The organism is Shewanella sp. A22 (assembly GCF_053850585.1).
Genome location: NZ_JBSQBN010000024.1, coordinates 36,615 through 42,614, shown reverse-complemented (window position 1 = coordinate 42,614; position 6,000 = coordinate 36,615). Strand labels below are relative to the sequence as shown.

The following is a 6,000-nucleotide window of genomic DNA, read 5'->3' as shown; positions in this document are numbered from 1 at the left end:
GATGCTGGAGGTAGAGTAACGCAGGAGCTTGTTACCGAGGATCACTATTCGCTTCAATCATCTGCCTTGCCTACAGCACTTTGAACTCCCGCTGAAAGATCACATATTTAATAGGATTGGTATTACTCTTTGTTGAGTCCTCTTCGTTAAGCAAAAGTAGCTTAGATTGCTAGGCAGCAATCCTCTCACCTCGATTAAAACGTTTTTATCTCGAACAAAACTTAACCAGCAAAGATCAACAGGCCCTAGTGAATGTACGAAAAAACCAATGGCTGAATCGTGAGTATGTTATGGAGGAGTAGAATTCAGGGTTGACGATATGTATATGCAACACACGATGTAAAAAGCCACAGCGTAGGGCTGTGGCTTTGGGTGGTGTTATCCATAACACCTTAATATTGTTGCGTAAATCACGTTACTTTCTTGTCGGTTAGTCTCTCAACTGAATTAGTTCTTTTTAGAGTATTTAGCTGCTTCTTCACCTGCCAAGCGACCAAAGGTGACGATATCAGAAATAGCATTACCACCTAAACGGTTGGCACCATGAACACCACCAGTTACTTCACCAGCGCCATACAAACCAGGGATAACCTGTTTTTTAGCGTTCATGACTTCAGCTTTCGTGTCGATCATTACGCCGCCCATAGTGTGGTGAACACCAGGTGTTACTTCGATTGCGTAGTAGTTACCTTCGTTTAGCGCTCTAGGTAGGTTTGGACGCTCAAAGTCAGTGTCTTTACCACTTGTCACTAAGCTATTGTAACGCGCGACGGTTTCTGTCAATGCTTTTCCGTCAATACCTTCCATTTTGCCTAGTTTAACCAAACTATCAGCAGATGGTGCTACGCCTAAACCAATGTACTTATCAATTTTAGACAGTGACTTACGAACAGAATCATCAAAAATCAAATAAGCTGATTTACCTGTTTGTTTCAAGATAGCCGCAGAAGCTTTATCGCGAGTGGTAATTTCGTTAACGAAACGTTTACCTTCACGGTTAACCAAAATCGCACCGTTACCACGAACCGCTTCAGTAACCATTACCCCGCCTTTAACAGACAACGTTGGATGAGCCTGAATGTATTCAAGGTCTTTCATTGCTGCGCCAGCATTTTCCGCAACATCAAGACCATCACCTACTGCACCTGGTTGGTTAGTCGAGATAAAGCCTTTTAGTTTAGGGTCAAGTTTAGCGACACGTTCGTTATTTTTAGCAAACCCACCTGTAGCTAAGACAACTGCATCGGCTTTCACCCAGTAGTAACCTTTATACATACCCTTAACGAGGATACCTTTAACTTTGCCGTTATCATCTTTAAGGACTTCGATGCCACGAGTGTTCATACGTAGATCGATATTACGTTTTACTGCGTTATCATAAAGCACTTGTACAACATGAGCACCAACTCCAGCACCACCAGTTGGACGGTGTGAACGGTTAACTGATGCGCCGCCCATACGGCCGACATCTGTTAAGTCAGCGCCCATTGCGGTCATCCAGTCAACAGAACCTTTAGAGTGCGAGCTTAAAATTTCGACTAAGGCTGGATCGTTTATGTTGCGGCCACCTTTCATGGTGTCTTTGTACATTAGCTCTGGGCTATCAGTAATGTTTTTGGCTTTTTGTTGGTCAGTCCAAGCAGCGTTCATACCACCGGCTGCCAATTTAGCGTTACCACCAATAACGGGCTCTTTCTCAATGATTATCACTTTTGCGTCATTATCATGTGCTGATACCGCGGCAGAGAAACCTGCACCACCAGAACCAACAACCACAACATCAACAGTATCGCGAGGTGCACTAGCAAGAGCAGCTTGACGTTCTGATTTGTCTTTGGCTAATTCAGCAATTGTGGGTTCGTTACGTTCCCATTTTTTAGCATATGGCATGTTAAAATCGAAGCTGTGGCAAGAATCACAGTAAACCATCGATTTTTCATGCGCGCTGTGACAAGAGGTACATGCAACTTCACCAGGAAAATGGGACGCATGAGCATTATAATGTTCATGTTTTGTGGTTTCGGCAACTTCTTCTAACGTGCCATGACAAGACACACATTGCGCATTTTCATAAGTTAAGCTGTCATTTGATAGTTCACCATCAGGTTGGTGACAACTATCACACTCTTGGTTTTCTACATGGAATTCAGCTAAGTTATCAGCAGCAACAGCATTGCCCATTAGGCCTGCTGTTCCCATTAATGTTGCAAGGCACACTGCAAGTTTCATCTTTTTCATTTTTGCTCCCCCTTCTACATTTAATGATCATCAATCCATTAATTATAGAAGTCCTCTCATTGTTTTGTTTGGTTGAAGTCTATTCACTTCATTTCAAAAGTACTGGCTAAATTCGCACTCAATTTGTCCAGTCATTACTTTCGCTCAAATTAATTTTTACCTAAGCGGCGACAATCAACAACTAGATAACTTGAAGGGTTGGTGGAAATGACAACTCAATCACAAGCATAAAGATACGCTATGCAAAGATGCATAGTTAAAAAGAGGTATATGCAATTTTGCATAGTCAATGTAGCGCTAGATCACATCGATAAAAATCATTAAAACCGTACATAACGATTTACTAATTCGCGTAATGCAGCACAGTTTCACATGTGCTAAATAGGTAATATTGCGCCATGAGATATCTACTTCTATTACTTATCGTTATCACCTTACCTGTGCTTGCTCAAGAAAGTATTGTCTTTGGTGTACACTCAAAAACGGCGCCCTTAGAGTGGCGTAATAACGGGGTGGATCAAGGCTTTAATGTTGAGTTAATGGATAGGATCGGTCAACTCACAAATAAGCGCATTATTATTCGCCGTAAGAGTTTTCAGCAGTTAGTTAAAGATGTACATAACCCCAATAGTGATATTGATGTTATTGCAGTAGTAAGCCCTGTGAATATGGACCGCAAGTTAAGCCAATCTGATCCTATCTACGCGACTCATGCTAAAGCGTATACTTTGCAGGGTAAAGCGTTAATCAATAATTGGGCAGACCTTGTTGGTAAGCGAGTTGCCATTAAAAAAGGCGCTTTTGTTGATGTTTATTTGTCAGGCCATCTGCAAAACTTCGATCGAGTTGACGTTGATCTTTATGAAACCGGTTTTCAACAGCTGATTACAAACCAAGTCGATGTAGTTATTGCTGAAAGCTTTGTCGCTCGTCGTTTACTTCCCCTTTATCCATCTGTTCGCAGTTCAAGCGATGCGCTAATTTTCGGTGCTTTTAATTTTGTCAGTCATGGTAAAAAAGCGGCACTGTTGTATCAAATAAACGAAGCGCTTAGGCAGTTAAAACTGTCAGGTGAATACGACAGACTTGTTAATAAATGGTTTGGTACTGGGCGAGAAAAAGTAGACTTAACGTCTACCGAAAAGCGCATGTTCTCCCTTGCTATTCTAGTCGCGATTGTCTCTGCCATGGGGATGGTCTACACCGGACTTATTAGCGTCAGTCTGCGTCGTCATACTAAAGCTCTCGATGCTGAATTAATTCAACGAAACCGCATTGAAGCTGAGATATCTGAATTGTCAAAACAGTTTCAATCTGTGCTTGATGGTATGCCCCACGGCGTAACTATCGTCAATCAAGAATTACAACGCTTATGGAGTAACGATAATAATATTGACTTGCTTGTGTCAGATGATTTTTATTACATCGACAATCAAACATTTGTATTTAAAGCGGCCGTGAGCGATGTGTTATCTAATCAAAAATCGTTAACCGCAGATATGGTATATCGACAACAATTTTGGCAATTACAAATACATCCTATTGCGAAAGATCAGGTGGTGGTTCTACTTGAGGAATCAACCGAGCAACATCGACTGCGTCAGGCCAATGAAGAAGCCAGCAGGTTAGCCTCTTTAGGAGAATTATCAGCGGGGATTGCTCATGAAATCAATAATCCAACGGGGTTAATTGTACATGCCGTATCATTGTTTACAGCGGCATTGAAAGACTTAACACCCGCGGCAACGCATTATCAAAAACAGAACCCTTTTTGGCTGATTGCGGGGCTAAATCCAGAGGTTGCAATAAAAGAACTGCAATATAGTTGTGGCTCAATAGAAGAGGGTGCAAAACGGATCAGCCGGATCGTTAATGATTTAAAACGTTACGCCATGCCGCATATTGCAGATGAATATATGCGAGTTTGTCTCAATGATGTTGTGCAAGTTGCTTTGCGCCTGACCGCTAATCAAACAAAATACCATTTAGTCACTACAGTACAATGTGAGCGCAAGCCAACGATTATTGGTGATGCTCAACAATTGCATCAGGTATTAATTAATCTCATTCAAAATGCGTGTAATGCTTGTGCTGCACAACCTGGAACCATAGTTATAGAAACAAACATAGAAGACAATAAAGCCATACTCAGTATTATCGACAATGGATGTGGCATGACCAGCTCGACGTTAAAGCGCATTACTGAGCCCTTTTTTACCACCAGACGCAATGAAGGTGGCAGTGGCTTAGGATTATCGGTGTGCAGCAAAATAATAAAAGAACATCAAGGTGAAATGCAGGTACAGTCAAATGTCGGTGAAGGCACAAAAATTCGTTTGGTTTTTGCATTAGAGCAACAAGGTTAGTACATGAAACTTGCTAGAAATATTCTCTTAGTAGACGATGAAGCCGCTTGGTTACGGACACTTGCGGTAACGTTAAATAGACTTGTTCCTGAAGCGGATATTGATACCTGTATTGATAGTCGCCAAGTAAAGAGTCGCTTACAAGTTGGCGACTATGCACTCGTGTTAGTTGATCTCACTATGCCATTCCACTCTGGTGAAGAGTTATTGGCGATGATCCGCAGCGACTTTCCGAATACCCGCGTCATTATTGTGACCGGTGTCAATGAGGTCGATACTGCGGTACGTTGCATTAAAAATGGTGCTTATGATTACTTTATTAAAACAGATAATGTCGATGACCTTGCACGTACTGTTCGCCGAGCACTTGAAGTTGTCGGGCTTGAAAGAAACTACCTCTTTATAAAAGAGAAGTTTTTAAGCCGTACATTAGATAACCCCCAAGCGTTCAATAATATTTTAACTTGTGAGCCACAGTTATTAGATCAGTTTCGATATCTTGAGGCAGTATCATGTAGTCCTGAACCTTTATTAATATATGGTGCAAGTGGAACAGGTAAAAGTGAATTTGCTAAATCTTGTCACGCACTTTATAGCCCTAATGAGCCGTTTATGAGTATTAGCCTTGCAGGCATTAGTAGTGAATATTTTGAGCAAAAAATGTGTGGCCAGTTGTATCATCACAGCAATGGTGAACTAGAAGCTGTAGCAGGTTTATTACATCAAGTGGGTGGTGGGGTGCTTTACCTAAACGAAATTGGTGCCTTGCCGCTTGATGCTCAAGTTAAGTTATTAGCACTATTAGAAACCAAACAATATTACCCTATAGGTAGCGACACAGCCTACCCAGTAAAATGTAAGTTTGTGGTATCTACCCAAGATGATTTACTAAAACTTCATCAAGCCGGTGAGTTTAGAAGCGATCTACTTTATCGTTTGCGCGCCCATAAAATTAAATTACCGCCATTAGCCGATCGCCAGTTGGACATTGCGATGTTAATTAATCATTTTATAGCCTTAGCGGCAGCAGAAATGAATTTACCAGCGCCAATTCAACCGGCAGATTTAGCCTCTAAGTTAGCCTGTTATGACTTTCCCGGCAATCTACACGAGCTGAAAGGCATGGTATTTGATGCCGTGAGCAGAAGCGATGGTATTGGGCTTAATACTTGTTCTTTTATGGAAGCAATCAATGAACACAAGTCTTTAACCGACGCACCACAAGACCAAATTATATTCCCCAAATTATTGCCAACAATTGCACAGATGAATCAGGCGTTAATTGATGAAGCAATGAGCCGCACAGCTAATAATCAAACCGCTGCAGCACAAATGCTGGGGATCAGCCAAAGTGCCTTAAGTCGACGACTAAAGGGAGATTAGCATTAATAAAAAC

At 41.6% G+C, this 6,000-nt stretch carries 3 protein-coding genes; 2 read left to right on the top strand and 1 reads right to left on the bottom strand.

The window, feature by feature from the left end:
* Positions 1-447: 447 nt before the first annotated feature.
* Positions 448-2,238: a flavocytochrome c gene (locus tag ACWXWT_RS06645; protein ID WP_456040832.1), complete on the bottom strand. Its 1,791-nt coding sequence runs from the start codon at positions 2,236-2,238 to the stop codon at positions 448-450.
* A gap of 398 nt (positions 2,239-2,636) precedes the next feature.
* Here ACWXWT_RS06645 and ACWXWT_RS06640 point away from each other — a divergent pair, with 398 nt between their 5' ends.
* Both ACWXWT_RS06640 and ACWXWT_RS06635 read left to right on the top strand, forming a co-directional pair.
* The gene (locus ACWXWT_RS06640; protein WP_456040831.1) at positions 2,637-4,604 is read left to right on the top strand and encodes an ATP-binding protein; all 1,968 of its coding nucleotides are present in this window, start codon (positions 2,637-2,639) and stop codon (positions 4,602-4,604) included.
* Between the two features lie 3 nt (positions 4,605-4,607).
* Positions 4,608-5,987, top strand: a complete 1,380-nt coding sequence (locus ACWXWT_RS06635; protein WP_456040830.1) for a sigma-54-dependent transcriptional regulator — start codon at positions 4,608-4,610, stop codon at positions 5,985-5,987.
* Positions 5,988-6,000 lie beyond the last annotated feature (13 nt).

Coding starts and splice junctions, on each gene's coding strand:
- ACWXWT_RS06635 (WP_456040830.1), top strand. CDS start 4,608: ATGAAACTTGCTAGAAATATTCTCTTAGTAGACGATGAAGCCGCTTGG.
- ACWXWT_RS06645 (WP_456040832.1), bottom strand. CDS start 2,238: ATGAAAAAGATGAAACTTGCAGTGTGCCTTGCAACATTAATGGGAACA.
- ACWXWT_RS06640 (WP_456040831.1), top strand. CDS start 2,637: ATGAGATATCTACTTCTATTACTTATCGTTATCACCTTACCTGTGCTT.